We start from the raw sequence: 25686 nt of genomic DNA on the forward strand, positions 1-25686 counted from the left end.
AGCTGGAGGACCGATGAAAATAGCCGTGTTCACCAAGAATCGTACGAATCCGGCGTACCACGGCGCGCGCGTAGGCGCCGAGCGCGCCGCGCGCCAGTTTGGCGCGGAAATCGTGCATTTTGTCCCGGAGACGCCGGATGACGCGGCTCAACAGATCGCGCTGGTGGACGAGGCACTGGCGCTCGCGCCGGACGCCATCGTCATGTCCCCGGTGCATCCCTGCAAGGTGGACGGCGCGTTGCGGCGCATCCAGGCGGCCGGCATCCCGCTCTTCAGCCTGGTCAGCCCGGTCACGGCGGTGCCGACCATTACTTTTGTCAATGCGGACGACTATGCCTTGGGCGCCGCGATTGCCGGCTATCTATTCGATCGGCTCGGTGGCAAGGGAGCGGTGCTCGTCATCGGCGGCCACGTCGACTCCTCGACCAGCACGGAGCGCCTGCGCGGTTTCGCCGACATTGCACAACGCTATCCATCCATTGCCTTGCTCGAAACCTTGGTCGGTGACTACTCCAGGACCACGGCGCGTAGCCGCATGGAACAATGGCTGAAGACAAATCCCGACCAAGCTTGCGAAGCGTGCCTGGTCGCAAACGACGCCATGGCCTTGGGCGTAATCGAGGCGCTGGCGGCATCGGGCCGCAGCGCGGCTGTCGTCGGTGTCAATGCCATTCCGCAGGCGATCGTCGCCATTGAGCAGCAGATCCTGCTTGCGACGGCCGATTACAACGCCATGGTCATGGGTTACCTGGCCACCGAATGTGCGGCGCGGCATCTGCTCGGTGAATCCATGCCGCCGCGCATTATTTTGCCAGTGGAGATTGTGGACGCACACAACTGCAAGCTCTGGGACCTGCCTTATGAGAACAGGCCCGTTATTACCTATGACGATCTGCCGGCTTCATCACGGGTTGAAGGCGTGCGCGGCACGTAGACCCTGCACTCCTGAAGTACCGCGGCAAGTGATCAGTCGTACCAGTACAGGCGCTCGGGATTGCCGACCAGGATCCGTTCCAGCACGGCGGGATCGTCCGAGTACAGCGGTAGCAGGTCGACCAGCTTGCCGTCATCGGGCACTTCCCGCACATTGGGATGAGGCCAGTCGGTGCCCCAGACGATACGATCCTGGGCCACTTCCAGCATGCGGCGCACGAAGGGCACCGCGTCCGCGTAAGGGATCTCCTGTTGCGACAGGGCCGCGGAGATGCGTTCGGGCCCACTGATCTTCAACCACGCGCGAGGATGGCGCAGAAGGTCCAGCAGTTCGCGCAGCGGCGCCTGGTCCAGGCCGTCGGCAACCATGGTGCGCCCCATGTGATCGATGACGAATGGCACCGGCAACGAGTTGAGCAAGCCGCGCACGGTGCCCAGATGCACGGCGTTGATGTGCAACTGCACGTGCCAGCCCAGCGGAGCGATGCGTTCGGCCACCTTGCGCACCTTGTCCGGATCCGCGGACTGGCCCAGATGCGGCATGAAGTTGTAGCGCACGCCCCGCACACCCTGGGCATGCAGCGCGTTCAAGGTCTCCAGCGATACGTCGTCATCGACCAGGGCCACGCCACGATAGCGTTGCGGCGCGCGGGCGATGGCGTCCAGCATGGCGCGGTTGTCGGTGCCATGCACCGTGGCCTGTACCAGCACGGCACGGTCGATGCCGAGCAGGCGGTACAAGGCTTCCAGCTGCTCGATGGGTGCGTCCGGGGGATCGTAGGTGCGCGCCGGATCCAGCGGGAATTTCGCCGCGGGGCCATACACATGCACATGCGTGTCGCAGGCATTGCGCGGCAGGACGAAGGTGGGTTTGCTGGGATCGGGATGCGGCGGCGGCACGGGCTTCATGGCGTCTCGTTCTATTTTTGGATACAGGCCACGAGTATCGCCGCTGGGGACTCATGCGGGGTTGCCTAGCTGCGCCAGCGCCGCTCTATTTTGCTTATGAGTTCGCCACCCGTGTCGGCGCCCCGCCCCGTCCGGGCTTGCGGGCATCCATGGCAACCGCCAGCCGCTTGACCTCGTCCAGCAAGGCCTGCGCGCCCGGCTGCAACTGCGCCCCCGTGCGCAAGGTGACGCCGATGTGCCGCTGCATGCCATCGAGCGAAAACTTCAGCGCGGCCAGGCCGCCCGCTTCGAATTCGTAGTAAAGCTGATGCACCGACAACGCGGTCAGCATGTCCGAATGCAGCAGCAGTCCGCGCAGCAAGGCCAGGTCCGCGGTCTCGACGGAGGGCACCAGCGCCGCCCCGCCCTTGCTGACGAAAAACGCGTTGAGCTGGTCCCGCAAGGGCGTGGACGCACGCGACAGCACCCACGGATAGGCCCGCAGGTCGGCCAAGGTGACGGACCGCTTGCGCGCCAGCGGATGTCCAGCGCGGGCGATCAGCACGATGTCCTCGTGCAGCAGCACTTCCGTCGTCAGCGCGGAATCCTGCAAAGGACGCAGCGCGCCCACGATGAAATCCACGTCCGCGCTCAACAATCCCGCGCACAGATCGCCATAAGGGCTTTCCAGCGTGCGGATGCGCAGCTTCGGATGACGCGCCAGCACGCCGGCGATCGCCGCCGGCAGCACCATGGTGCGTATCAATGGCAGCGCACCGACCGTGACGATGCCCTCCAGCACGCCTTGCAGCGCGGCCACATCGGCCTGGATATTGCGCAATTCGGCCAGCACCCGCTTGAAGTGCACGACCCAGCGCTCGCCCACCGCCGTCGGTAGCATGCCGCGCGGCGTACGCTGGAACAGGGGCTGGCCCAGCGTTTCTTCCAGCCCCGAAATGGACGCGCTGATGGCCGGCTGGGTCACGCCGGAAAGATGTGCCACCGTCGACATGTGATGTACGTCGGCCAGCAGGGCGGCGTGCATCAGGCGGCGTGTATGGAACAACGAAGCGACAGCGCCGACCGTCCCCAGACCCCCGCCCAAGCCTGCCCCCGCTGCGCCGCGCGCCCGCCGCAAGGCCTGCGCTTCATCGTGCACCGCAGCAAGCTCAGCGGCGATGTGGGCAGCGCGCACGCGCACCGCATCGCCGGCCGCCGTCAGCAACATGCCCGTGCCCTTGCGTTCGAACAGCCTGACGCCCAGGCTTTCCTCGAAGCGGCAGACCGCCCGCGTCACGGCTGACGACGCACGAAACAAGGCTTCCGCCGTGCTACGCACGCCGCCAGTGGCGGCCACCGTATTGAAGACGTGCAAGTGATGCAGGCTGAGACGCCCCGCGGGGTCGTCGTGCGCGCCGGGACGTTGTTCCACCTGGGAGTGAGCAGAGGCCATAAACATATTAGAACGCCCTACTGCATACAAGGCAACCCGGTCGACGCGCCATAGAACCATACTGCGTGCAAACATAGAACGAGATCGGAGACCATGAGCACCATTGCACTAAGCCAAAGGCAGCAGGCCGTGCCCTGCATGCTGATGCGAGGCGGCACCTCGCGCGGACCGTTTTTCAAGGCCGAGGACCTGCCGGCCGACCTGGCCGCCCGCGACGCCCTTCTGCTCGCGGCCATGGGTTCGCCCGACGCGCGGCAGATCGACGGCCTGGGCGGCGCCCACCCGCTTACCAGCAAGGTGGGCATCGTGCGCCCCGGCAGCACGCCTGGCGTGGACCTGGAGTTCCTGTTCGCCCAGGTGTCGGTGGCCCAGGCCAAGGTCGACACCACTCCCAACTGCGGCAATATGCTGGCCGCCGCCGTTCCCTTCGCACTGGAAACCGGCATGCTGACGGCCCACGGCGAGCACAGCACCTTTCGCGTGCTGACGCTGAACACCGGCATGCAATGCGATATCACCGTGCAGACTCCCGATGGCGGCGTGCGCTATGACGGCGACGCCCGCATCGACGGCGTGCCCGGCACCGCCGCCCCCATCTACATCAACTTCCTCGATACGGCGGGCTCGGTGTGCAGCGGCCTGCTGCCCACGGGCCGGGCCCTGGACCGGATCGACGTTGAGGGCCTGCCAGGCCCGGGCCTGGACGTCACCTGTATCGACAATGGCATGCCCATGGTGCTGATGCGCGCCGCCGACCTGGATCGTACCGGCTACGAGACTGTCGCCGAGCTGAACGCCGACACCGAACTCAAGCGCCGCCTGGAAGACATCCGCCTCAAGGCCGCGCGTCTCATGGGGCTGGGCGACGTCAGCGAAAAACCCTATCCGAAGATGTGCCTGATCGCCCCGCCGCGAGCAGGCGGTTCGGTGGCCACGCGTTGCTTCATCCCCCATGTCTGCCATGACGCCATCGGCGTGCTGGCCGCGGTGACGGTCGCCACCGCGTGCGTGCTGGAGGAATCCGTCGCGGCGGGCGTTGCCAGCCTGGCGCCCGGCCTGCGCCCCCAGGTGTCGGTGGAGCATCCGTCGGGCGAGTTCAGTGTCGGCCTGGAACTGGACCCCGGCAACCCGCAGAACGTCCTGCGGGCGGCGCTGTTGCGCACGGCTCGCCTGATCATGCGCGGTGACGTCCAACTGCCCGCAGCAACAACGACCAAAGTCTCGGAGAACCAATGATCATCGATTGCCACGGCCACTACACCACGGCCCCCAAGGCGCTGGAAGACTGGCGCAACCGCCAGATCGCCGGTCTCAAGGATCCCGCGGCAGCGCCGCGCGCGGCCGACCTGCGCATCAGCGACGATGAGATACGTGAGTCCATCGTTGCCAACCAATTGCGCCTGATGCAGGAGCGCGGCAGCGACCTGACCATTTTTTCGCCGCGCGCGAGTTTCATGGCGCACCACATCGGCGACTTGCAGACCAGCCTGACCTGGGCCGCGATCTGCAATGAACTCTGCCACCGCGTCGCCGCGCTGTTTCCCGAGCACTTCATCGGCGCCGCCATGCTGCCGCAGTCGCCGGGCGCGCCCATCGCGACCTCGATCGCGGAACTGGAACGCTGCGTCAAGGAATATGGCTTCGTCGCCATCAACCTGAACCCCGATCCTTCCGGCGGCCACTGGACGTCGCCGCCCCTGGGCGACCGCTACTGGTATCCGTTGTACGAAAAAATGGTGGAGCACGACATCCCCGCCATGGTCCACGTCAGCACCAGCTGCAATGCCTGCTTCCACACCACGGGCGCGCATTACCTGAATGCCGACACCACGGCATTCATGCAGTGCCTGACCTCGGACCTGTTCAAGGACTTCCCCACCCTGAAATTCGTCATCCCGCACGGCGGCGGCGCGGTGCCCTACCACTGGGGGCGCTTCCGCGGCCTGGCGCAGGAAATGAAGAAGCCGCCGCTGGACGAGTCGCTGCTGAACAATATTTTCTTCGACACCTGCGTCTACCACCAACCGGGCATCAACCTGCTGGCCGAGGTCATTCCCGTACGCAATGTGCTGTTCGCCAGCGAAATGATAGGCGCGGTGCGGGGCATCGATCCCACCACCGGTTTCCATTACGACGACACGCGGCGCTATATCGAGGCGGCGGCGCATCTCAGCCCCGCGGACCGGCAGCAGATCTACGAAGGCAACGCGCGGCGCGTGTATCCACGCCTGGATGCCGCGCTGAAGGCGCGCGGTAAATAGCGGCCGCGGCTGACGTTGCGGTTGCGGCTGCGGCTGCGGCTGCGGTCGCGCCATGCACCAGCGAAGCACAACAAAACCAAAAGGAAGAGACAATGAAACTATCCCGTCGTGAATTCGTCCTCGGCGCGGCTGGCGCCTGCGCCGCCACCCTGCTGCCCGCGCTGGCCGAGGCCGGCAACTTCCCCGAACGCCCGCTGCGCCTGATCGTCCCCTTCGCGCCCGGCGGCAACGTCGACGCTACCGCCCGCGTCGTCAGTGCCGGCCTGACCGACGCCCTGCATGCGTCAGCCGTGGTGGAGAACAAGCCGGGCGCCGGGGGCAGCATCGGCGCCGACATGGTCGTGCGCTCGCCTGCCGACGGCTACACGCTGCTGGTCGGGTCCAACGGTCCGCTCACCGTCAACCCCTTCATCCAGGCACACCTGCCCTATGAGCCCATGCGCGACTTCGCGCCAGTGGCCATGTTCGGCTATGTGCCGCACGTGATCGTGGTCAATCCCGCGATCCCGGCGCGCAACATGGCGGAACTGATTGCCCTGTCCAAGCAGCGCCACATCAATACCGGCACGTCGGGCATAGGCAGCGCCACGCACCTGACGTTGCTGCGCTTCAATTCGCAGTCGGGCGCCCAGCTGGTGCATGTGCCCTATCGCGGGGGCGGTGCGTTGATCCCCGACCTGCTGGGCGGCAGCCTGGACGCCACCATGACGGAGTTCTCCACCGTGCTGCCGCTGCTGCGGGCCAACAAGGTGCGCGTCATCGCCGTGGCGTCCGAACAGCGCATGGCGTTGGCGCCGGAGATTCCCACCTTCATCGAAGCAGGCATTCCCAAGTTCATTGCGTCCAGCTATGTCGGACTGCTGGCGCCTGCCAAGACGCCGGCGCCGGTCATCGCGTCGTTGCAACAGGGCGTGGCGGCCAGCCTGGACAATGCCGCCCTTGCCGGCAAGCTCAACGACCTGGGCGTCGTCGCCGCGTCCGCGCAGCAACGGACCGCGGCGGGCTTCGGCGCGTTCCTCCACAACGAGTTCCAGACCGCCAGGCAGGCAGTGGCGCTGGCGGGCATCAAGCCGGAGTAACCGTGAAAATTCTCGGCAAGCTCTACGTGCAGGTGCTCATCGCCATCGGCCTGGCCATCGTGTTCGGCCTGGTCGCACCGAAGTATGCGGTGCAGATGAAGCCCCTGGGCGAAGGATTCATCGCGCTGCTGAAAATGATGTTGGGTCCCATCATTTTCTGCACCGTCGTGCATGGTGTCGGCCATGTCAGGGACTTCCGCAAGTTGGGCCGGCTGGGGCTGAAGACCCTGCTCTACTTCGAAGTGGTCAGCACCCTGGCGATGCTGGTGGGCTTCACCGTCGTCAATGTCCTGCGCCCCGGCGACGGCCTGCATGCTTCGGCACTGCAAGCCGCCAGCCACGCCACCGATGGCATCCTGAAAGCCAGCAGCGCGGACTTCTCGCTCACGCACTTCCTGCTGTCCATCATTCCCCGCACGCTGCTTTCCGCGTTCACGTCGGGCGACATCCTGCCGGTGCTGTTCGTTTCCCTGCTGGTCGGCGCCGCGCTCAGCCTGACCGGCAAGCCCGACTGGATCGCTTACAAGCTGCTGGATGAAGCCCAGGCCATCGTTTTCAAGATCCTCGGCTTCATCATGCGCCTGTCGCCCCTGGGCGCTTTCGGCGCCATGGCCGCCGCCGTGGGCAGCTATGGCGGCAACACGCTGCTGTATCTGCTGCGCTATATCCTCACCTACTACGCCAGCACCCTGATCTTCATCTTCGTCATCCTGGGTGCGGTGGCGGCGCTGGCGGGACTGTCCATTTTCCGCATTCTCTCGGTGATCAAGGACGAGGCCATCCTTGCCATGGGCACGGCCGCGAGCGAAGCCGCGTTTCCGCGGCTGGTAGGCAAGCTCGGGCAGGCGGGTTGTGACGAGGCCGTGGTCGGCTTCGTGCTGCCGGCGGGCTACAGCTTCAACATCGACGGGGCTTGCCTCTACATGGCCTGCGGGGTCGGCTTCATTGCCCAGGCCACCGACACGCCACTGCCCTTGTCGCAACAGCTGGCGCTGCTGGCCGTGATGCTGGTGACGTCCAAAGGCGGCGCCGGCGCGGCGGGCGGCGCCCTGGTCAAGCTGACGGCCACGCTGCAATCGACCGGCGTACTGCCGTTGTCGGGGGTGGGCCTGTTGTTCGGCATCGATCGCGTCCTGGCCATTGCCACGTCGACCACCAATGTCATCGGCAACAGCGTGGCGGTATTCGTGCTGTCCAAATGGGAAGGCATGTTCGACCGGTCCCGCTTCGATGCCTTTGGCCGCACGGCAGTCCCTGACGACACCGCGTCATCCGTACCATCGACACCGCAGCAGGCGCAAGGCCGGAAACGGCCCGCCACCGAACCCGCTGCCTGACACGCACTCCTCTCAATCCGCATTCCGGAGAATCCTGATGCAACAACAAGCCTCCAACACCGCGCGCAGCATTGCCATCGTCGGCTTCGGCGAAGTCGGTCCCATCCTGGCGCAAGCACTCGTCGAGCAGGGCTGCACGGTCACGACCTACGACACCAAGCTGGCCGACGCGGCCACCCGCCCGCAGATCCAGGCGCGCGCCGAGCGCAGCGGTGCCCGCGTGGCCGACACGCTGGCCGCCGCGCTTGAGGGCGCGCAGTGGGTGCTGTCGGCCGTCACCGCCAGCCAGGCCGAAGCCGTTGCCACGGCGGCAGCGCCGCTGATGAAGAAGGGCCAGGTTTTCATCGACCTGAATTCCGTGTCGCCCAAGGTCAAGCAAGGCAATTGCGCGAAGATCGAAAGCGGTGGCGCCGATTATGTGGAGTCGGCCGTCATGGCGCCGGTGCCGCCGCAGGGCATCCGCGTGCCCATGCTGCTGGGCGGACGGCGCGCGAAAGAGATTTCCGAGCAGCTCAACACGCTGGGCTGGCGCACCCAGACGGTGGCCGACGATATCGGCCTGGCCTCGGCCATCAAGCTGTGCCGCAGCATCATGATCAAGGGCACCGAAGCGCTGTGCGTGCAATCCATGCTGGCGGCCCGCCACTTCGGCGTGGACGAGCGCGTGCTGACGTCGCTGCATGCGACCTTCCCCGGTGTGGGCTGGGACAAGGGTTATGAAGCCTATCTGATCGGCCGGGTCGCCGAGCATGGCCAACGCCGCTCGGAGGAAATGCGCGAAGCCGCCGCCATGCTGGGCGAGATCGGCATGAATGGCAGCCTGGCCACGGCCATCGCCGACGTGCAGGAAAAGCTGGCCCGCAAAGGCCTGTCCCTGCGCGGCGACCTCGACGACCAAGGCCGCCTGCCTGAATGGCGCACGCTGCTGGAGAATTCCGATATCGGCTGAAGCCAGGACGTGTCGCTAGACACACGGCATCGGCTCGGGAAACCTGCAAAGGTTTCCAAGCGGCTGGCGCTTGAAGAAAGCTGGGGGAAGCTTGAAACGACAGGGAGGGGGGTGGTGGGTGCTACAGGGGTCGAACCTGTGACCTACGCCTTGTAAGGGCGCCGCTCTACCAACTGAGCTAAGCACCCGGTTCGCGTCTGGGATTCAAACAACGAATCGAGCAAGACGCGAATTATATCTGGCTGCGGTAGCGACTGCAAACGGCTGGCGCTACCTGACGCACAGCACGGCACCGTCCATCGCCGCGGCCCGCCGCCCAAATAAAAATGGCGAGCATCGGATTGCTCGCCATTTGTGCCGTCTTCATAGACGGCGTCCTTCAGAGGACTCAGTTCACGGCGTCCTTCAGGGCCTTGCCCGGACGGAACTTCGGCACTTTGCCCTTCTTGATCTTGATTGCTTCACCGGTGCGCGGGTTGCGACCCGTACGAGCGGCGCGCGTGGTGACGGCGAACGTGCCAAAACCCACCAGCGTGACCGTGCCACCCTTCTTCAGCGTGCCTTTGACGGCGCCAATCAGCGCGTCCAACGCACGACCAGCAGCGGCCTTCGAAATGTCGGCCTTGCCGGCGATGTGGTCGATGAGCTCAGTTTTATTCATTCAGTTCTACCCCTCACAGGTAAATAGAAGTCCACCGGCCTGCGGCTGGCAATGCGGCCGGCAAAACATTCGGAACGGTTTTTTTTCAAGCGAGTTTGCACTGCAAACCACTACATTCAGTGCCACGTCGCCTATGCTGCAGGCGCTGATCAAACCGCGGGGGAGCGCCGACGACGTAGAGGCGTATTAGGCCTCGCTGCGATAGGACTGTCAAGGGAGATGAGCCCCAGAGCCGCGCCGTTACTAGGTTTGCCCGATATGCGGTTGACGCTTTGCCATCCTTGTGCCTAATCCATACAACAGATTACCTATGGAGAATCACAAGGCGATCAGCAATCGATAAACGGCAAGCCAGGCCTGCCGTTCACCGCTTTACTTGTTCAGGCAAGCACGCAGCGCCTGGTCGAAATCGCCCAGCAGATCGGCTTCGTCCTCGATGCCGACAGAGACGCGCAGGAAGCTGTCGGCAATGCCCATTTGCGCGCGCCGCGCCGGGCCCATTTCGTAATAGATGGTGTGGGCCGCCGGCAGTGCCAGCGTGCGCGTGTCGCCCAGGTGGGTAGCCAGAATCACGACATCGAGACGGTTCAGGAAATCAAAACAATCGATGCCGTCGACCAACTCCACGCCCATCAAGCCGCCGTAGCGGCCGCCGAACAGGTCCTTGGCGCGATCATGCTGCGGATGGTCTTCCAGGCCCGGGTAATACACCTTGGCGACGCCGTCGTGGCCCTGCAGGAAACGCGCCAGCGCCAGGGCATTGTCGCTATGCTTGCGCATGCGCAACGCCAGCGTCTCGGCGCCCACCGCGATGCGGTGCGCCGGTTCGGCCGCCAGGGTGCCGCCCATGTCGCGCAGGCCCTTTTTCTTGATCTGCAACAAGCCCCAGCCGGTCGGCGCGCCCTTCTTGTACGCGTCATGGATGGCCGGGTAGTTCGACCAGTCATACAGCCCCGTGTCCGTCACCGAACCGCCCAACGCATGGGCATGGCCGCCGATGTACTTGGACAGCGAGTTCATCACCAGCGCGGCGCCGACCTCGACGCCACGGAACAGGAAAGGCGACGTCAAGGTGTTGTCGATGACGTAGACCAGATTGTGCTGCTGGCACAGCGCACCGATGCCGCGCAGGTCCGCCACCTGGGTGCCGGGATTGGCCACGGTCTCGACGAAGACCATGCGGGTATTGGGCCGCAAGGCCGCGCGCACCTGTTCGGTATCCGTGGCATCGACGAAGGTCACTTCCACGCCCAGCGCGGCCATGGTGCCGAGCAGGCTGGTGGTGTTGCCGAAGATGAACTGGCTGCTGACCAGGTGATCGCCGGCGCGCAGCAAGGTACCGAAGATGGCCGACAGGGCCGCCATGCCGGTAGCGAAACTGACCGTGGACGCGCCGCCTTCCATGCCCGTGATCTTGGCTTCCAGCGCGGTGGTGGTCGGCGTGCCTTGGCGCGCATAGGTGAAACCGGCCTTGCCCTGGAAAACGGCCGCCAGCTCCCGTGCATCCTCATAACCATATTCCGACGAGGTATGCATGGGCTTGTGCACGGCGCCATGTTCGATCGGGCTGCGGCGGTCGGAATGCAGGATGGAAGTGGTGAAGCCGTTCTTTTTCATGGTGTGAACCGAAGACGATTAAGGGGCTGTAACGGTGGGCCCATGGCCGCGGACACGGGGCCATGGCCGCGGGGCAGCGGCATGGACGGCACGGGACCCACGCCGTCGACGAAGAAAAGTCCCAGGCATTCTACCGCTGCCGCCCTTGCCCCGTCGCGCCCGCGCGCGCCGCGCAGGCCCGGCGCGGTCAATTACCGGTACGGAACATGGCCTGCATGGCCTGGTCGCGCGTCGCCGGCGGCTGCTTGAGCAGGGTTTCGTAGAAGGAAATATTGGCGTCGCAACGCAGGGCCGGCTGGTCCTTGTGGGCCTGCTCGTCCATGAGCACCGTGCGCAGCGGCGCCGGCATCGCGCCCATCACGGCGCGCAACGCCTGTCGGGCCGTCCTGGCATCGATCGGCGGCGTGCGCGCGGGCGGCGCGGCCAGTAGCTGCGTCACCACCGCCACCTCCTCGGCCGTGATGGCCGGCGGCAGCGTGCGGGTGATGTCCAACGTGCCTTCCGTCACCTGCACGCAAGCCAGCGGGCTGACGGCGCGCGCCGCATTCAGCTCGGTCAGCACCAGGCGGCTGAAGCGTTCCAGGTCCTTGGCGTCGGTCTCGCGCAGCAAGGCCGGCAAGGTCGCTGCCGTCACGGCGCGCATCGCCGTCATCACTTCGCCATCGTTGCCGCCGCGCTGCTGGACAGCCCAACCCTGGTCCACCACCTTGTCTATCGTGCCCGGGAAGCGCCGGTCGTAGGCGAGGAATATGGGTTCGCGCCGCACCACTTGCAGCAGGCTGTCACGGTTCTTCATCAAGGCATAACGGCTGGTTTCACCGCCCAGCGACACTTGCGTCACCACCTTGGCGTCGGCCAGTTGCTGCTCGGTCGGATACCAGACCGACTCGCTGGGCGTTTCCGAGACGCGCTTGACGAACCAATCGGGCAGGCCGGCTTCCCGATAGCGCTCCATCATGTCGTCGCCGGCGATGGCGTCGATGGTCTTGCCGCCGAAGGGGGAGTACGGGCGATGGAAACCGATACGTGCCTGGGGCGTGGCCGCGCGCTCGCGGCCCGCCAGGAAGGCATACGTGCAGGCGCTGGCGCAATACTCGTCGACATAAGTAGCCAGGTGGCGCGTGCGCACCAGGTTGGCGAGCAGTTCGCCTTCCTGCAGGCGCCCGCCCGGCGAACTCAGCACCAGCGTCGTGGCCTGCGGCGCGGCATCGAGCGCCTGGCGCACGCGATCGGCGGCGCCCAGGTGCAGGAAGCCGACCAGGATCACCGATTTGCCGTCCGGCGCGGCCTTCACATCCAGGTCGCCGCCCAGCACGTCCTTGCCGATGGCCAGCATGGCCAGGTCCTTGACCGGGCCGAGCGGCGCGGTGGTTACCAGTTCCAGCGTGAGCCAGGCCAGGCACACCAGCATGACCTGCATCACGACGGCGCGTTTCCTGGCACGGCCCTGCGCCAGCCGCACGTCCGCGCAACGCCACAGGCCGACTGCCCACCACACCAGTCCGAGCAAGGCCAGCACCAGCGCGGCCACGCTTTCCAGCGACAGCAGCTGCAAGGACGAATGGCCCTTCATCGACAGGGCAAGGTAGCCGTGCGCGAACAGGAACAGCAGGCTGAACAGGACGCCGTTGATCCAGAACGTCACCCACAAAGGCAGTTGGCCGCGCCAATGCCGCAGGAAATAATTGCCGCGGCGGACCGGCGCGGCTGGCGTCGTCGCCGTCGGCGATTCAGATGTGGATGTGGATGTAGATGGAGACGTGGACGTGGACGTGGATGGGGATGGCGATGGGAATGGGGATGGCGATGGGGACGTGGATGTGGATGGGAATGCGGACGTGGCCGCGAGATCGGCCCGCCCATCGCGGCCAGCCGCCCTCAAGCCAGCCCGCCGCAGAGCGAAGGCATTGAACGGTCCCAGCACGCCAGCAAGGAAAACCATCAGCAAGCCCGACCGCGACTCGACCTGGTCCGCCACCGCCGTCGATGCGAACATGGCCACCAGATCGAGGACCGTGAACACGGTCACCGCCAACGCGCATGCCAGCGCGAACCGGCGCAGCCACAGCGACGCAGCGGGCCGCAGCCCCAGCCAGGCCGTAACCGCCGCCAGCCCGCAGAACACCCCGTCGCTGAACGAATTCCACGGCTTGCCGCCGTGCAATGGCACCCAGACCGTCATCGCGATCATGGCAAGCACGAGCAACGCATCGATGCGCCGCATGGAACGGACAAACCAGGATTGCTGCATGCTGCTGCCTGTGTTGTGGCGTCGACAACAGGACTGTCGCGCCGGCGCCGACATTGACGCGGCCAGGCGTCGCCTGCCTCACCGCGGCCCGGCTGGTCCGGGCTCCCGTATGCTACAACGCTTCGGCAAGACAACCGGTCGCGTCGCCACGGCAGGTTCAATGCATCAAGGCATACAGCGCCTGATCACGCTGATCCGCCGGCAAGTCCAGCACGGCCCGGTACAAGCCGGCCGTCGCCGAGCAGATCAGCGCCGGCGAGAAGCGCGCCGGATCGGGTTTTTGCGCAGCCGCCGCGGCCCGTCCGGGCGCCCGGGATATCACATTGCGCAGGACGGCTTGTGCCTCCTGCAAGCCATAGGTGGGGGCGGAGGCTGGCTGCGGCGGGGCGAGCAGTTGCATCAGCGCCCCCATGCGCTCCTCTTTCATCTCCGCCGGCAAGGCCGCCGGGACGCTCAGGCTGGCGTCCACCTCCGCCGCGCAAGTACTGGCGTCCACCGCGCCCAAGGCCGTCAGCTCGTTCAATTTCCAACGCGCATAACGCAAGCGGGCTGCCGGATCGGCCGAGCGCAACAGCAAGGGAAAGGCCTCGGTATAGACCGTGTAAATCGCCGCCCTGATCTCGTCGCGCTGGCGTCCCTGTTGTACCGCTTCCCAACCATGGTCCGCGGCCCTCTCCGACATCCCCGGAAAACGCCGTTCAAAAGCCTTTGCCACCGGCCCCATGGCTACCAGGTCGGCCACGTCTCGCCTGCTGCGCAAGAACGACCATTCATCCCACTGCGTATTGGGCGAAACACGCGTGACCACCTTGGCTTCGATCAACTGCCGTTCCGTGGGGTACCACATCGATTGCGGCGGTGTGGCGGCGATTTTGGTGATGAAGTCGTCAGGCAGGCCTGCCGCGCCGTAAGCCTTGAGCATCACCCGCAGGCCTGCGCGCTGGACCCGGCGATCCAGCGCCGCGCCCGAAGATTGATGAAAACCCAGCATCGCGCCAGCAGTCAGGATGCGATGCTCGCCTGCCAGGAAAATAAAGGTACAAGCGCTTGCGCAACTCCCGTCGACGTAGGTGTCCAGATGGCGCGCCTTCACCGCCTGCGCGATCTGCTGCGCCTCGGCCAGCCGGCCACCGCCAGAGGCGAGCACCATGAAACGCGCATTGGGCGTCTGATCCAGCACCTCCAGCACGCGCTCCGCCGAACCCGTGCGCAAGCCGCCGCCCAGGAAAATGGCATGGCCGTCGGTGGACACCTTGACGACGGCTTCGTCGATCGGATCCTTCCCCAGCGCAATCATTGTCAGCTCCGTGATCTGGGGAACGGTGACCAGCCGAAGTTCCGACAACATGCCCAGCACCGCCACGATCGACACGATCTTGGCCGCGGCCGCCCATCCTCGCCCCCCGCCACTACGCGACCGGCGCTCAGCCGAGCGCCACACCCCGATGGTCGACCAGGTCCAGATGACGGTCCACGTCACCATCACGATCACCAGCAGCAACGACCGCGTACGCAAAGACGCATCTTCGGAAGCGCGGATCAGGAAAAAGCGGCCCGCGCCAAGAAGCGCGAGCAGCAGGACACTGTTGAGCCAGTACGACACGGGCAAGGAAAATTTCCCGCGCCAATGGCGCAGGAAGTAATTGCCCTTGCGGCTATCCGCCTGCGCTTGCGTGCCCCTGGCCGCTCCCGCCGCGACCGGCGCCGCGGCAGCCATCGGTGTCGGCGAGGGCATGCCTGGCGCCGGCGACAAAGGCAAGGCGCCCTCCGCCGCAGCCGCGACCATCGCAAGATCGGCGAACCCGGGCTCCACGCGTTGCCCCTGGCCGCCTGGCATCGAGCCCTGGGCAGCGCCCGGCATCCAGTAAAGGTCGCGCTGGACGTCGCCGTTCTTGAGTACGAGGGCAATCAGGGTAGGCAAGGCCAGGACGGCCCACAGCATCTGGAACGGCAGCGCGGCGTTGGTCGGCCACATCTTCCCGTGCAGGACGTAGATGTTGTACGTCAATGCCAGCCCGGTCAGTACGCAGAAGAGCAGATTGATCCAGAAGGCGCCGTGGCGCGACAGGCCTGACGCGTCCGGACGCAAGCCATGCACGGCCAGAAACGCGGCCAGACTCCAGGTCGTCACGAGCGGCAGCATGATTTCGGCAGTCAGCCCGGGCGTGGCGAACACGAATACCCAGGTCAGAACCAGCGCGACCGCGTTGGTGCTTCTCATGGCACGGCAAAACCAGCGGTCGCGCATATCAGCGTCTCGGTCGGAGGTAAGGATGGCGGGCGAAGGTCCGGCGCATTGTGCAACATCTAGAAAACTTTGTGAAGCTTTGTGGAGATGCCCGCCACGCTTTCGGGCCTTTCCAGGCATTGCCATCGACCGCATGCGCACCCGCAAAACCGCGCCTGACGCACAAAAAAAAACCGGACATGAAGTCCGGTTCTTGCGTGCAAACGAGGTACTTGCCCGTGGCTACTTCGTCTCGCGTTGGCGCACCGACTCGAACAGGCATACGGCGCTGGCGACGCTGACGTTCAAGCTCTCCACCGAGCCCAGCATGGGAATGCGCACCAGCTGGTCGCAAGTCTCGCGCGTCAGCCGCCGCATGCCCTCGCCTTCCGCGCCCATGACCCAAGCCATGGGCTGGCGGGCATCCACGGCATGCATCGTCTCGCCAGCCTGGTCATCGGTACCCACCAGCCAGACCCCGCGGTCCTTCAGGCTGCGCATCGTGCGCGCCAGGTTGGTAACCATCAGGTAGGGCACGGTATCGGCGGCGCCACAGGCCACCCGCTGCACCGTCGTGTTCAAGCCGACGGCGCGATCGCGTGGCGCGATCACCGCATGCACGCCAGCGGCATCGGCGGTACGCAGGCAGGCGCCAAGATTGTGCGGATCGGTGACGCCGTCGAGGATCAGCAGCAGCGCCGGCCCTTCGATCACATCCAGCACCTCGTCGACGTCGACCGCCAACTGGCGTGCCTCGGCCAAGGCCACCACGCCCTGATGGCGAGTGCCGCGTGCCAGCCCTTCCAGCCTGTCCGCCGCCACCGGGTGCACCTTGCAACCCGCATTGCCGGCCTGCTCGATCAGCGTGGTCATGCGCTTGTCGCGCCGATTGGCCTCGACGTAGATATCCTTGATGGAATCCGGCGCGTGGCGCAGACGCGCCACCACTGCGTGAAACCCCGCGAGAACCTGGGTTGCCGCCATATTGAACCTCTCAAAAAAACACGCCGAGCGGCCGTTGCCGCGGACGCCCCGCCGGGCGCCGCCGCCTGCAACGGTCTGGCTGAAAAATGTAGTCGTGAAACTGCGCTCCCCGCAAGGCGGGGGGCGCATTATTCATCATTTCAACGCCGCTTGCGCGGCGCCGACGCCGGCCGCGCGGGCGCCTTGGCGGCCTTCTTGGCCTCGGCGCGCCGCACCTTGGCGGTCTGGCCCTTCAAGGCAGCGGGCTTGGTGCCGGCGGCTTTCTTGATACGCCGCGGCGGCTCGTCCGGCCCGCGCGTCGCGGCCTTGCGCAAGGAATCGAAGCTGGTGCCCTTGACCAGGCGGAACTCGATGCGGCGCGCTTCCAGATCGACCCGCGCCACCTGCACCTGCACCTTGTCGGTCAGGCGATAGCGCATGCCGGTGCGTTCACCGCGCAGCTCGTGCAGGGAGTCGTTGAACTGGAAGTACTCGCCGCCCAGCTCGGACACGTGCACCAGGCCTTCCACATGCAGCGTATCCAGCGTCACGAAGATGCCGAAGCTGGCCACGCCGGTGACGGTACCGCTGAAGTCCTCGCCCACGCGTTCCTTGACGAACCAGCACTTGAGCCAGGCCTCGACGTCGCGCGAGGCATCGTCGGCGCGGCGTTCCGTGGCCGAGAGGATCAGGCCCAGCTTCTCCCAGATGGCGTGTTCCTGCTCTTTGTGCGAACGCCCCACCGCTACGGGCGGCTCTTCCAGCGCGGGCACATAGCGCTTGCCCACCAGCAGGCTCTTGATGACGCGATGCGTCAGCAAGTCCGGATAGCGGCGGATCGGTGAGGTGAAGTGCGTGTACGCCGGATAGGACAGACCGAAGTGGCCGACGTTGTCCGGACTGTACATGGCCTGCTGCATCGAGCGCAGGCACATGGTCTGCAGCAGCGGATAGTCCGGCCGGCCGCGCACCGTATCGAGGAATTCGCCGTAGTCCTTGGCCGTCGGCGAATCGCCGCCGCCCAGCGACAGGCCCATGGTGCGCAGGAATTCGCGCAGCGACTGCAGCCGGTCGTGGGTCGGTCCTTCGTGGATACGGTACAGGCCCGGATGCTTGCTGCGCGCCATGAAATCGGCGGCGCAGGTATTGGCCGCCAGCATGCACTCTTCGATCAGCTTATGGGCGTCATTGCGCACCACGCCGACGATCTGCTCGATGCGTCCCAGTTCATTGCAGACGATCTTGGTCTCGACGGTATCGAAGTCGATGGCGCCGCGGCGCTTGCGCGCCTGCACCAGCAGCTGGAACAGTTCATACAGGTGCTGCACCTGCGGCAACACCGCGCGCATGGCTTGCGCGGTGGGACCGCCAGGCTGCTGCAAGGCGGCCCACACATTGGTGTAGGTGGTGCGCGCATGCGAGTGCATGACGGCGTTATAGAACTGGTACGCCGTGACCGTGCCGGCCTTCGCACCGCTGGCCGGAATCACCATGTCGCACACCAGCACCAGGCGATCGACATTGGGATTGAGCGAACACAGGCCGTTGGACAGCGATTCCGGCAGCATCGGAATGACCCGGCGCGGGAAATACACGCTGGTGCCGCGTTCGACGGCATCGTCGTCCAGGGCATCGTTGGGCGTGACGTAGTTGCTGACGTCGGCGATGGCCACCAGCAGGCGCCAGGCCGGACGCTTGCGCTGGCCCGTGCCCAGTTCCACCGGCTCACAATAGACGGCATCGTCGAAGTCGCGCGCGTCTTCGCCATCGATGGTGATCAAGGGCACATCGCGCAGATCGACACGGTCTTTCAGATCGCTCTTGCGCACCACGTCGGGCAGGCGCGCGGCCTGCTTGCGGGCGGGCTCGGAGAAATCCACCGGCACATCGAACTTGCGTACGGCGATCTCGATTTCCATGCCGGGATCATCGATCTCGCCCAGCACCTCGTCCACCCGGCCCAGGGGCTGCGTGTGGCGGGTCGGCTGCTCCATGATCTGTACCGACACCACCTGCCCATGCTGCGCACCGTTGGTGTCGCTGGGCGGAATCAGGATGTCGTGCTTGATGCGCTGGTCCTCGGGGACCACGATGGACAGGCCGTGCTCATGCAAAAAGCGGCCCACCAGCTTGTTGGTGCGCCGCTCGATAACCTCGACGATGGAGCCTTCCGGCTTGCCGCGATACTCGCCGCCCGGTTTTACCAGGACACGGTCGCCGTGCAATATCTTGAGCATCTCGCGCGGCGACAGGAAGATGTCCGGACCGCCGTCGTCGCGTAACAGGAAGCCAAAGCCGTCCCGATGGCCCTGCACCCGTCCGGCGACGAAATCCAGTTTGGTCGCCAGCAGCAGCACACCCTTGCGATTCGGCAGCAATTGGCCATCGCGTTCCATCGCGTTCAAGCGGCGGTCGAAGCCCACTTGCGTGGAGTCGCGATTGACGCCCATGCGTTCGGCCAGCTCGGCCGGCGAAAGCGGGCCGCCCGCGGAACGCAGGGCGCGCAGAATCTCTTCGCGGCTGGGAACGTCCGGATCGAAGTCGGGGGGTGCCTCGGGCACGACAGCAGATCTGTTCTTGTTATTGGAGTCGTTGCTTGATCGTTTTGCCAAAGCGAAAAATCCTGTTTATAATGCGCAGCTTCTGTGGCTTGCCCACTGGATGTGCTGCAAAGCAGTATTCTAACTAAATACGGCTTTAAATAGTGCCCAGGTGGCGGAATTGGTAGACGCGCACGGTTCAGGTCCGTGTGCCGCAAGGTGTGGAGGTTCGAGTCCTCTCCTGGGCACCACAGAATTCAGAAACCCCCGTCAGCGGAAACGTTGGCGGGGGTTTCGCTTTTGCACGCGCGCAACAATGCCGCGCCGATGAAGAAAATTTCTTGGCATACTTGCACAACTTTAAAAATCTGTGCATAATTCAATTCTTCGCTGAACGACGCGCAAGCGCCGAGATAGTGATAGTGCCCAGGTGGCGGAATTGGTAGACGCGCACGGTTCAGGTCCGTGTGCCGCAAGGTGTGGAGGTTCGAGTCCTCTCCTGGGCACCATAGTTTTCCGCAAGCAGTACAACAAACGACCCCGCAAACTTAATGTTTCCGGGGTTTTTTGTTTTCCGGCCCCGCCGGTTTGCAACGGTTTTAAACGCTGCCCAATCGCCGCATCCCGCTCGGCTATTATCGACCGCCCCAATAACAGCAATCGAGTCGATTCAACGCCGTATGACCTTGCGAGCCCTGATCTCCAGCGCATTTCTATTCGCCGCCGCGTCCTCCCTGTGCATGGCCTCGCCCGCCGGCGATTATCTGAAGCAGAAGAAGCAGATAACCGCCGATGTCGAACAGGCCGTCACCAAGGGGCCGATCGAAGACGCGGACAAACTGGATCAGGAAGCCTTGCTCAAACTGGAAGCCACGCTGCGCAAGCTGATCGGCCCCCTCGATCTGCAAGGTTTCCCGGCGGAAGGAAAGATCGCCCTGGAAACGCTGGAGCAGGACCAGGAAGGTTCAGGCGGCCTGGATGGGCTGTCGTACACCGCCACCGACGGCCAACGGCAATTGCTGGTGACCACCAAGGCGCTGCTGACCGCCTGGTTCAATACCAACGGCCAGGTGGTGGAACGTGACGATGCGCTGGCCGCGGCCACTACCACGCCGGAGTTCTATACCGCGGCGATCAACGACGGCGCCGCCGTCTATAACTACGCCAGCCTGCCCGTGCAGACCGGCAAGTCCGGCGGTATCTCCGAGGCCATTTTGTTCAAGCAGGGCCAGGATGACGTGGCCCCCGCCGCGCCCGACCAGATCGGCGTCACGGAAATCCATGGCGACCGCGTGTATGTGTTGTGGCAGAAGATCACGGTCCAGGACGTGGCCCAGTGCAAGAACGCCTTCAGGCCGGGACGGGACACCCAGGAGTCGTTCCTGGCCTGCTTCGCGCAACACCTGCCGGCGCAACCCGGTTACCAGGCCCTGGTCAAGCAGGCCCAGGGCATCGTGGACGAACTGGCGAACGCGCAGTAAGCCGGGACCGCAGCAAGCCGGGACCATAGGCCCCGGCCCTTATACCGCCGGGTCGTCCGCCAGCCGCAGGCGCATCGCCACATGCGGCAGGCCGGCATCCAGGAAGGTCTCGCCGAACGCGACGAAGCCCTGCGCCTGGTAAAAACCGGTGGCATGCGTCTGCGCATTGAGCAGCAGTTCCGCATGCCCGGCATCGCGGCCCACCTCGATCAAGGCGCCCAGGATGGCGCCGCCCACGCCGGCGCCACGCGCCTGCTTGTGCACGGCCATCCGGCCGATATGGCCGTCGGGCAGCAGACGGCCCGTGCCCAGCGGGGCATCGTCCGGGCCATAAGCGACGACGTGCACACAATGCGCATCCTGGTCGTCCATCTCCAATTCGGGCGGCACGCCCTGCTCCTCCACGAACACCGTCTGGCGCACCGACGCGGCATCGCGCGACAGGCTGGCCCAGTCGCCGATCTCGATGCGTAGCGGGATTTCTTTCATGGTCATGTCCTTGCTGGTCGATATCAGGCGCCATTTTGACAGGCTCGCCACGACCAGGCCAATCGCCAGCACCATCCGGCCGCTCGCTGCGCAGCCGCGCCACGCCTGCCCAAGTAGAATGTGCAGCTTTCGCCCATCCCCCTCCCCCATGCTGGCCGTCCTCAACGCCACCTTCCCCGTCTTCGCACTCATCCTGGCCGGCTGGTTGGCCGCGCGCCGCAATCTGCTGGGCCCGGCAGGCGGCGACGTGCTCAATCGCTTCGTCATCTACCTGGCCCTGCCCGCCCTGCTGTTCCACGCCATGACGCAAGTGCGGCCCGACCAGCTGGCGCATGGCGGCTACGTGCTGTCGCTGCTGATAGGCTTCATGGTCCCCTTCGCCATCGCCTACTGCGTCAAGCGGCCACCCGGCACGCGCCGCACCGACGTCGCCATCGAGGCGCTGGCCAATGCCTACGCCAACGCGGGCTTCATGGGCATTCCCCTGTGCCTGGTGGTGCTGGGTCCCGACAGCCTGGCGCCCGCCATCATCGCCACCCTGATGACGGCCTGCGTCCTGTTCGGCATCACCATCACCCTGATCGAATTCGACCAGCACCAGGGCCAGCATCCGGTGCGCACCGTGCTGAAGACCGGGCGCGCGCTGTTGCGCAATCCCTTGCTGATATCGCCCCTGCTGGGCCTGGCCTGGGCCAGCTCCGGCCTGCCCCTGCCGCTGGCCCTGGACCGCTTCATCGTGCTGCTGGGCGACGCCGCCAGCCCTTGCGCGCTGGTGGCCATCGGCCTGTTCCTGGCGCAGGCGGGCGCGGGCGGCGCGCCGTCGACCGTGGCCCGCATCGTGTTCGCCAAGCTGGTCGTGCAGCCCGTCGTCACCGCCATCCTGGTGCTGCTGGTGTTCGATACCCCGCCGGTCTGGGCCTGGACCGCCATCATCATGAGCGCCCTGCCCATCGGCACCGGTCCCTTCATGTTGGCGCAGATGTACCACCGCGACGCGCAGTCCTCGTCCCGCGCCATTCTCATATCCACGGTGATTTCGGTGCTGACGATTTCCGCCCTCATCGCCCTCGTCCAGCACCAGGGCCTGTTGCGGTCCTGAACCCTGCCAGCCCTCTCGAACACGCCTCCGAACCAGGACCCCATGCTCGCCCTCGCCATCTTCGTCGCCACCCTGGCGCTCGTCATCATCCAGCCGCGCGGCCTGGGCGTAGGCTGGAGCGCCAGCGCGGGCGCCGCGGTCGCCCTGCTGCTCGGCGTCGTGCACCTGGCCGACGTGGTCGCCGTGTGGCACATCGTGTGGAACGCCACGGCCACGTTCATCGCCATCATCATCACCAGCCTGATCCTGGACGAGGCCGGTTTCTTCAAGTGGTGCGCGCTGCACGTGGCGCGCTGGGGCCGTGGCCACGGCCTGCGCCTCTTCGTCCTCATCGTGCTGCTGGGCGCGGCGGTGACCGCCCTGTTCGCCAATGACGGCGCGGCGCTCATCCTGACGCCCATCGTCATGGAAATGCTGCTGGCGCTAGGTCTGTCGCGTGCCGCCATGCTGGCCTTCGTGATGGCCGCCGGCTTCATCGCCGACACCGGCAGCCTGCCGCTGATCGTCTCCAACCTGGTGAACATCGTGTCGGCGGATTACTTCGGCATCAGCTTCGAGCGCTATGCCACGGTCATGGTGCCCGTGAACTTCGTCGCGGTGGGCGCGTCGCTGGCGATGCTGCTGCTGGTGTTCCGGCGCGACATCCCGCACGCCTACGACGACAGCAACCTGCCCGATCCGGCCAGCGCCATCCGCGATCCCCTTACCTTCAAGGCGGGCTGGGTGGTGCTCACCTTGCTGCTGGCCGGCTTCTTCCTGCTGGAGCCCCTGGGCGTGCCGGTCTGCGTCATCGCCGCCGCCGGCGCGCTGGGCCTGCTGCTGGTGGCCGGACGTTCGCATATCGTCGGCACGCGCCGCATCATGAAGCATGCCCCCTGGAATATCGTCGTGTTCTCGCTGGGCATGTACCTGGTGGTCTACGGCCTGCGCAATGCCGGCCTGACCGAATACCTGGCGCGCTTCCTGGCGTGGAGCGCCCAGGGGGGCGTGTGGGGCGCGGCGTTTGGCGCGGGCGGCGCGGCGGCCTTGCTGTCTTCCGTCATGAACAACTTGCCGGCGGTGCTGGTGGGCGCCCTGTCCATTGCCGATGCGCACGTCACCGGCGCGGTCAAGGACGCCATGATCTACGCCAACGTCATCGGCAGCGACCTGGGGCCAAAGATCACGCCCATCGGCAGCCTGGCCACCCTGCTGTGGCTGCACGTGCTGGCGCGCAAGGGCCTGACCATCGGCTGGGGCTATTATTTCCGCATTGGTGTGGTGCTGACGCTGCCGGTACTGGCGGCAACACTGGCGGCGCTGGCGTGGCGCCTGTCTTGAACCATGGATATCCGCGACCTTCGCTATTTCTGTGTTGCCGCCGAGACAGGTCACCTTGGACTCGCGGCGCAGGTGCTGCACCTGACGCAACCGGCCATCACCAAGAGCATCCGCCGGCTGGAAGCCGAGATCGGCGGCCGCCTGTTCGTGCCGGACGGCCGCCGCCTGCAGTTGACGCCCGCCGGCAAGCTGATGCTGGAGCGGGCCCAGTCCGTCGATCAGGCCTTGCGCCAGGCCATCACGGACGTACGGCAGGAAGTCGAAGGGTTTTCGGGACGGCTGAGCCTGGGCGCGTCGCCGCTGGTCGCCGAGTCGCTGTTTCCAGCCATCGCCAGTGCCATGCGGCGCGAAGCGCCGGGACTGATACTGGAATTGAGCATCAAGGGCAGCGATGCATTGCGCGCCGACGTCCTGGCCGGCCGCGTGGACATGGCCGTCATTCCGCTGCAGCCTCCCACCCCGCCGGAGCTGTGCGTGGTCCCGCTGCTGGACGATTACCTGACCGTGGCGTGCGCGCCCGGCCATCCCCTGCTGGCCTTGCCCAGGATAGAACTGGCGGATTTCTGCCAGTTCGACTGGGTCCTGCCCAGCGCGCACACGCTGGTGCGCCGCCGGCTGGACGCCATTTTCCTGAGCAACGGCCATCCGGTGCCGAAGTGCCGCATCGAGGTCAATTCCGTGCTGGGCGCGCCGGGCCTGATCTGGTCATCGAAGCTGTTGGGCTTCACTTCGCGCCTGAGCCTGCATAGCAGCCGCTTCGCCAACCGGCTGCAGGAGATTCCTCACGAGCAGGTACAGTCGGCGCGCCGGATCGCGCTGATCGCCAGACAGGCCACATTGAAGGATCCGATCCGATCCAATGCGGTGAACCTGATCCAGAGCGAAGCCGCCGCGATATTCCAGGACTTCTGAATCAGCCCTTGGGTCGGCCTTTGAGTCGTTCCTTGAATCAGCCCTCAGCCCTCGAATCGGCCCTCGGATCGGCCCTTGATTCAGCCCTTGGGCATCTTCAGGTCGCCCAGCGTGGCCTGCTCCAGCCGGTACATGTCCTCCAGGCCGATGGCGCGTTCGACACTGGCGCGGATGTGCACCATCTCGTCGTTGTCCAGCCCATGCTCGCCGGTGGTCTGCAGGTGTTGGTAATAGGCAAACAGGGCGCGGGCGGTGACGTTGATAGAGCTGATCGCGTCGTAGAGGATCTTGTAGCCCCAGTCGCTCAATTGCTGGCGGGTATACACGCCACGGTTGAACTTGTTGCCGGTGCTGTTGACGTACACCAGCCGCACGTCGGGCACGTCGCGGCGGGCGTTACGGGTTTGTTCTTCGTCGTCGGGGAAGATCATGATCATGTCCGCGCCGGCTTCCACATAGGCGTTGCAGCGGCGGATGCCTTCGGCGTAGCCATGCGTGCGCATGGCGTCGGTGCGTGCGCAGATGACGAAATTCCTGTCGCGCCGGGCCTGGGTGGCGGCGTGGATTTTCTGGATCATTTCTTCCATGGGGATGACCTCTTCCACGCCCATGTGATAGCGCGCCCGCTTGGGGAAGTACTGGTCCTCGATATGCAGGGACGAGGCGCCCGCGGCTTCCAGCGCCTTGACGGCGTGCATGACGTGCATGGGGTCGCCCCAGCCGGCACCGGCGTCCACCATCAGCGGCAGCGCGGACACGAGGCGTACACCGCGCACCATGTGGGCGACGTCTTCGACACCCAGCAGGGGCTCGGTCATGGCAGTGTGCGCGCCCATGGCATAGCCGCCCAGGCACAGCGCCTTGAATCCCGCGGTTTCCGCGATGCGGGCGCTCAAGGGGTTGTAGATGGCTGGTTGGATTTCGCAGCCAGGTTCGGCAATCATCTTGCGGAAAGCGGCGGTAGCTTCGGTAGACATGCTCGGCTTCCAGGGAGGTTGTGGAAAGAGCCGAGGATAGGCAGCAGCGCAAGCGCAGGCGGCACCGATAACTATTTTTCCTTGAGCGATTCCTGCGATTCATAGGAAGACACTCCCCGCGCCGCACGCCGGCCGGGGCGGTCGGGCGCCGGCCGGGGGGCGGCCGGGTGTGGTCGGGCGTGGTCGGGCGCGGCCGACGCGGTCGGCGCGGTCGGCGCGGTCGACGCGGTCGGCCGCAGTCGGCGCGGT

General features: G+C 65.6%; 20 protein-coding genes and 3 tRNA genes. 12 read left to right on the top strand and 11 right to left on the bottom strand.

Annotated features, from left to right (window positions below; translation table 11 throughout):
- Positions 1–13 precede the first annotated feature (13 nt).
- The gene (locus tag CEY05_RS06620) at positions 14–934 is read left to right on the top strand and encodes a sugar ABC transporter substrate-binding protein (protein WP_088601231.1); all 921 of its coding nucleotides are present in this window, start codon (positions 14–16) and stop codon (positions 932–934) included.
- A gap of 32 nt (positions 935–966) precedes the next feature.
- On the opposite strand, the gene CEY05_RS06625 is transcribed toward CEY05_RS06620, so the two are convergent.
- Both CEY05_RS06625 and CEY05_RS06630 read right to left on the bottom strand, forming a co-directional pair.
- Complete coding sequence (locus CEY05_RS06625) at positions 967–1842, bottom strand: amidohydrolase (RefSeq protein ID WP_088601232.1); 876 nt, start codon at positions 1840–1842, stop codon at positions 967–969.
- 94 nt (positions 1843–1936) lie between these two features.
- Positions 1937–3274 (bottom strand): LysR family transcriptional regulator, encoded by a 1338-nt coding sequence (locus CEY05_RS06630; protein WP_088601233.1) that lies wholly within the window; start codon positions 3272–3274, stop codon positions 1937–1939.
- Between the two features lie 93 nt (positions 3275–3367).
- Here CEY05_RS06630 and CEY05_RS06635 point away from each other — a divergent pair, with 93 nt between their 5' ends.
- The 5 genes from CEY05_RS06635 (at position 3368) to CEY05_RS06655 (ending at position 8900) form a co-directional block, all read left to right on the top strand.
- The gene (locus CEY05_RS06635) at positions 3368–4510 is read left to right on the top strand and encodes a 4-oxalomesaconate tautomerase (protein WP_088601234.1); all 1143 of its coding nucleotides are present in this window, start codon (positions 3368–3370) and stop codon (positions 4508–4510) included.
- Positions 4507–5535 carry an amidohydrolase family protein gene (locus CEY05_RS06640; RefSeq protein ID WP_088601235.1) on the top strand — a complete coding sequence of 343 codons (1029 nt, stop codon included), beginning with the start codon at positions 4507–4509 and terminating at the stop codon, positions 5533–5535. Before CEY05_RS06635 ends, CEY05_RS06640 begins: the two co-directional genes overlap by 4 nt.
- Positions 5536–5627: 92 nt before the next feature.
- Positions 5628–6614, top strand: a complete 987-nt coding sequence (locus tag CEY05_RS06645; RefSeq protein WP_088601236.1) for a tripartite tricarboxylate transporter substrate binding protein — start codon at positions 5628–5630, stop codon at positions 6612–6614.
- A gap of 2 nt (positions 6615–6616) precedes the next feature.
- Positions 6617–7951: a cation:dicarboxylate symporter family transporter gene (locus CEY05_RS06650; protein ID WP_088601237.1), complete on the top strand. Its 1335-nt coding sequence runs from the start codon at positions 6617–6619 to the stop codon at positions 7949–7951.
- Positions 7952–7988: 37 nt separating this feature from the next.
- The gene (locus CEY05_RS06655; RefSeq protein WP_088601238.1) at positions 7989–8900 is read left to right on the top strand and encodes an NAD(P)-dependent oxidoreductase; all 912 of its coding nucleotides are present in this window, start codon (positions 7989–7991) and stop codon (positions 8898–8900) included.
- Between the two features lie 112 nt (positions 8901–9012).
- On the opposite strand, the gene CEY05_RS06660 is transcribed toward CEY05_RS06655, so the two are convergent.
- The 7 genes from CEY05_RS06660 to rnr all read right to left on the bottom strand — a co-directional run bounded on the left by CEY05_RS06660 (position 9013) and on the right by rnr (position 19231).
- Positions 9013–9088, bottom strand: a tRNA-Val gene (locus CEY05_RS06660).
- A 200-nt stretch (positions 9089–9288) separates the two neighbouring features.
- Positions 9289–9561 (bottom strand): HU family DNA-binding protein, encoded by a 273-nt coding sequence (locus tag CEY05_RS06665; RefSeq protein WP_057650488.1) that lies wholly within the window; start codon positions 9559–9561, stop codon positions 9289–9291.
- Between the two features lie 372 nt (positions 9562–9933).
- Positions 9934–11178, bottom strand: coding sequence for a cystathionine gamma-synthase family protein (locus CEY05_RS06670; protein ID WP_088601239.1), 1245 nt, complete (start codon positions 11176–11178; stop codon positions 9934–9936).
- 187 nt (positions 11179–11365) lie between these two features.
- Positions 11366–13429 carry a hypothetical protein gene (locus CEY05_RS06675; RefSeq protein ID WP_088601240.1) on the bottom strand — a complete coding sequence of 688 codons (2064 nt, stop codon included), beginning with the start codon at positions 13427–13429 and terminating at the stop codon, positions 11366–11368.
- 157 nt (positions 13430–13586) lie between these two features.
- Positions 13587–15650, bottom strand: coding sequence for a hypothetical protein (locus CEY05_RS06680; protein WP_143220293.1), 2064 nt, complete (start codon positions 15648–15650; stop codon positions 13587–13589).
- A 249-nt stretch (positions 15651–15899) separates the two neighbouring features.
- Positions 15900–16640, bottom strand: a complete 741-nt coding sequence (gene rlmB, locus CEY05_RS06685; protein WP_088601242.1) for a 23S rRNA (guanosine(2251)-2'-O)-methyltransferase RlmB — start codon at positions 16638–16640, stop codon at positions 15900–15902.
- Positions 16641–16780: 140 nt separating this feature from the next.
- Positions 16781–19231, bottom strand: coding sequence for a ribonuclease R (gene rnr, locus CEY05_RS06690; RefSeq protein ID WP_088601243.1), 2451 nt, complete (start codon positions 19229–19231; stop codon positions 16781–16783).
- A gap of 94 nt (positions 19232–19325) precedes the next feature.
- Here rnr and CEY05_RS06695 point away from each other — a divergent pair.
- The 3 genes from CEY05_RS06695 (at position 19326) to CEY05_RS06705 (ending at position 20640) form a co-directional block, all read left to right on the top strand.
- Positions 19326–19410 (top strand) — tRNA-Leu (locus CEY05_RS06695).
- A 173-nt stretch (positions 19411–19583) separates the two neighbouring features.
- Positions 19584–19668, top strand: a tRNA-Leu gene (locus CEY05_RS06700).
- A 171-nt stretch (positions 19669–19839) separates the two neighbouring features.
- Positions 19840–20640, top strand: a complete 801-nt coding sequence (locus tag CEY05_RS06705; RefSeq protein WP_088601244.1) for a hypothetical protein — start codon at positions 19840–19842, stop codon at positions 20638–20640.
- 39 nt (positions 20641–20679) lie between these two features.
- On the opposite strand, the gene CEY05_RS06710 is transcribed toward CEY05_RS06705, so the two are convergent.
- Positions 20680–21135, bottom strand: coding sequence for a GNAT family N-acetyltransferase (locus tag CEY05_RS06710; RefSeq protein ID WP_369825893.1), 456 nt, complete (start codon positions 21133–21135; stop codon positions 20680–20682).
- Between the two features lie 142 nt (positions 21136–21277).
- On the opposite strand from CEY05_RS06710, the gene CEY05_RS06715 reads away from it, so the two are divergent.
- From CEY05_RS06715 to CEY05_RS06725, 3 genes are read left to right on the top strand one after another with little or no spacing between them, the layout of a single operon-like run.
- A complete protein-coding gene (locus CEY05_RS06715) occupies positions 21278–22228 on the top strand; it encodes an AEC family transporter (protein WP_088601245.1) in 951 nt (316 codons plus the stop codon).
- 42 nt (positions 22229–22270) lie between these two features.
- Entirely contained in the window at positions 22271–23548 is a 1278-nt protein-coding gene (locus CEY05_RS06720; protein ID WP_088601246.1) for an arsenic transporter, read from the top strand.
- A gap of 3 nt (positions 23549–23551) precedes the next feature.
- Positions 23552–24460 carry a LysR family transcriptional regulator gene (locus CEY05_RS06725; protein WP_088601247.1) on the top strand — a complete coding sequence of 303 codons (909 nt, stop codon included), beginning with the start codon at positions 23552–23554 and terminating at the stop codon, positions 24458–24460.
- 80 nt (positions 24461–24540) lie between these two features.
- On the opposite strand, the gene CEY05_RS06730 is transcribed toward CEY05_RS06725, so the two are convergent.
- A complete protein-coding gene (locus CEY05_RS06730; RefSeq protein WP_088601248.1) occupies positions 24541–25437 on the bottom strand; it encodes an oxaloacetate decarboxylase in 897 nt (298 codons plus the stop codon).
- Between the last annotated feature and the right edge of the window lie 249 nt (positions 25438–25686).

The sequence above is a fragment of the Achromobacter sp. HZ34 genome, from assembly GCF_002209485.1.
Taxonomy (GTDB): Bacteria; Pseudomonadota; Gammaproteobacteria; order Burkholderiales; family Burkholderiaceae_B; genus Bordetella_C.

Excerpts from the sequence above, each read along its gene's own strand:
- CEY05_RS06645 (WP_088601236.1), top strand. The coding sequence starts at position 5,628 with ATGAAACTATCCCGTCGTGAATTCGTCCTCGGCGCGGCTGGCGCCTGC.
- rlmB (WP_088601242.1), bottom strand. The coding sequence starts at position 16,640 with ATGGCGGCAACCCAGGTTCTCGCGGGGTTTCACGCAGTGGTGGCGCGT.
- CEY05_RS06635 (WP_088601234.1), top strand. The coding sequence starts at position 3,368 with ATGAGCACCATTGCACTAAGCCAAAGGCAGCAGGCCGTGCCCTGCATG.
- CEY05_RS06730 (WP_088601248.1), bottom strand. The coding sequence starts at position 25,437 with ATGTCTACCGAAGCTACCGCCGCTTTCCGCAAGATGATTGCCGAACCT.
- CEY05_RS06630 (WP_088601233.1), bottom strand. The coding sequence starts at position 3,274 with ATGGCCTCTGCTCACTCCCAGGTGGAACAACGTCCCGGCGCGCACGAC.
- CEY05_RS06620 (WP_088601231.1), top strand. The coding sequence starts at position 14 with ATGAAAATAGCCGTGTTCACCAAGAATCGTACGAATCCGGCGTACCAC.
- CEY05_RS06675 (WP_088601240.1), bottom strand. The coding sequence starts at position 13,429 with ATGCAGCAATCCTGGTTTGTCCGTTCCATGCGGCGCATCGATGCGTTG.
- CEY05_RS06640 (WP_088601235.1), top strand. The coding sequence starts at position 4,507 with ATGATCATCGATTGCCACGGCCACTACACCACGGCCCCCAAGGCGCTG.
- CEY05_RS06725 (WP_088601247.1), top strand. The coding sequence starts at position 23,552 with ATGGATATCCGCGACCTTCGCTATTTCTGTGTTGCCGCCGAGACAGGT.
- CEY05_RS06625 (WP_088601232.1), bottom strand. The coding sequence starts at position 1,842 with ATGAAGCCCGTGCCGCCGCCGCATCCCGATCCCAGCAAACCCACCTTC.
- CEY05_RS06705 (WP_088601244.1), top strand. The coding sequence starts at position 19,840 with ATGACCTTGCGAGCCCTGATCTCCAGCGCATTTCTATTCGCCGCCGCG.
- CEY05_RS06655 (WP_088601238.1), top strand. The coding sequence starts at position 7,989 with ATGCAACAACAAGCCTCCAACACCGCGCGCAGCATTGCCATCGTCGGC.
- CEY05_RS06710 (WP_369825893.1), bottom strand. The coding sequence starts at position 21,135 with ATGACCATGAAAGAAATCCCGCTACGCATCGAGATCGGCGACTGGGCC.
- CEY05_RS06670 (WP_088601239.1), bottom strand. The coding sequence starts at position 11,178 with ATGAAAAAGAACGGCTTCACCACTTCCATCCTGCATTCCGACCGCCGC.
- CEY05_RS06715 (WP_088601245.1), top strand. The coding sequence starts at position 21,278 with ATGCTGGCCGTCCTCAACGCCACCTTCCCCGTCTTCGCACTCATCCTG.
- CEY05_RS06680 (WP_143220293.1), bottom strand. The coding sequence starts at position 15,650 with ATGAGAAGCACCAACGCGGTCGCGCTGGTTCTGACCTGGGTATTCGTG.
- CEY05_RS06665 (WP_057650488.1), bottom strand. The coding sequence starts at position 9,561 with ATGAATAAAACTGAGCTCATCGACCACATCGCCGGCAAGGCCGACATT.
- CEY05_RS06720 (WP_088601246.1), top strand. The coding sequence starts at position 22,271 with ATGCTCGCCCTCGCCATCTTCGTCGCCACCCTGGCGCTCGTCATCATC.